This is a genomic window from Halomonas sp. (genome assembly GCF_041689495.1).
GTDB lineage: Bacteria > Pseudomonadota > Gammaproteobacteria > Pseudomonadales > Halomonadaceae > Halomonas.
On record NZ_JBDNGD010000360.1, the window covers coordinates 1 to 1,232 of the forward strand.

Annotated in this window: 2 protein-coding genes; both read right to left on the reverse strand. The window is 65.9% G+C overall.

Annotated elements, in window-relative coordinates; genetic code table 11:
* A partial coding sequence (gene dusA, locus ACESMD_RS11350) for a tRNA dihydrouridine(20/20a) synthase DusA (RefSeq protein ID WP_372613217.1) occupies positions 1–606 on the reverse strand: 606 nt, incomplete at its 3' end.
* A gap of 66 nt (positions 607–672) precedes the next feature.
* Entirely contained in the window at positions 673–1,014 is a 342-nt protein-coding gene (locus ACESMD_RS11355; RefSeq protein WP_372613215.1) for a type II toxin-antitoxin system HicB family antitoxin, read from the reverse strand.
* Positions 1,015–1,232: the final 218 nt, after the last annotated feature.

Consider the following 1,232-nt stretch of genomic DNA (forward strand, 5'->3'; position numbering starts at 1 on the left):
AAGCTCCGGGCGGCTCGCCTTGAGGCGGTGCACGCGCGGGTAGTTGAGCGGCGGCACGTCGCGGTTCTCCTTGGGGGAGAGCCCCTCGAGCCACGCCTTGCGGGCATGCACGATGAAGGTGTCGCAGCCGGCGTCGGCCACCGTGGCGATGAAGCGCTCCAGGTCGGCGTCCTCGTCCTGGTCGTCGATGCCGATGCGACACTTCACGGTGACCGGGATCGACACCGCCGCCTGCATGGCGCGCACGGCGGCGGCGACCTTCTCCGGGTGGCCCATCAGGCAGGCGCCGATCAGGTTGTTCTGCACCCGGTCGCTGGGGCAGCCGACGTTGAGGTTCACCTCATCGAAGCCCCACGCCTCGGCGATGGCCGCGCACTCGGCGAGTTCACCGGCATCACTGCCGCCGAGCTGCAGGGCGAGCGGATGCTCGACCTCATCATGGCCGAGAAAGCGCGAACGCGGGCTGCCGTGCAGGATGGCGCCGGTGGTCACCATCTCGGTGCAGAGCAGGGCGCGGCGGCTCAGGGTCCGGGCGAACGCGCGGTAGTCGCGGGTCGTCCAGTCCATCATCGGGGCCACGGAGAAGGTGCGGTCGAGCTGGGGCATCGGCATCACAGGGGTGTCGTTCAGGAAGGCGCACATTCTACCAGCCCTGATCAATTTCTGCCCAACCTATCCTGCCTTGCCGGCCGCGATGGCGATGGCATCGGCAGCCCATTGGTTCAGGCTCTTGCCGGACGCTTGCGCGGCGATGCTGGCGGCAGCGTGCACCTCTGGGGGGATGCGCAGCAGTACGCGGCCGGATGCCGGCTTGAGCGGTTCGCGGCCGGTGGTGCGACAGTCCTCCAGGTAGTGGTCGACGGCCACATGGAAGGCGTCGGCCAGCTCGGCGACACTCTCGCCGTGGAAGCTGATCCGGTCGGCGATCCCGAGCACATGGCCCACGAATACCTCATCTTCGGCGTCGAACTCGATTCGGGCGGTATAGCCCTGATACTTGATCACGTTGGTCATGGTCTGATTCCTCTCTCGTCCAGCCAGGCGCGCACATCCTCGACCTGATATTTCTGGTTCTTCGCACTTTGGCGTGCATCTGTTCAGCAGGTTATATGCAGGGAGGCCTGCTTCGCTGGTCGAGGGGTCGGTTGGTTGGGAGCTTAGTGGTAGCAACAGCCAAAATCTCGCGCGGTAAACCGCCCTCCCACGAAAATCGCCACGGTGGTGAGGGTTTG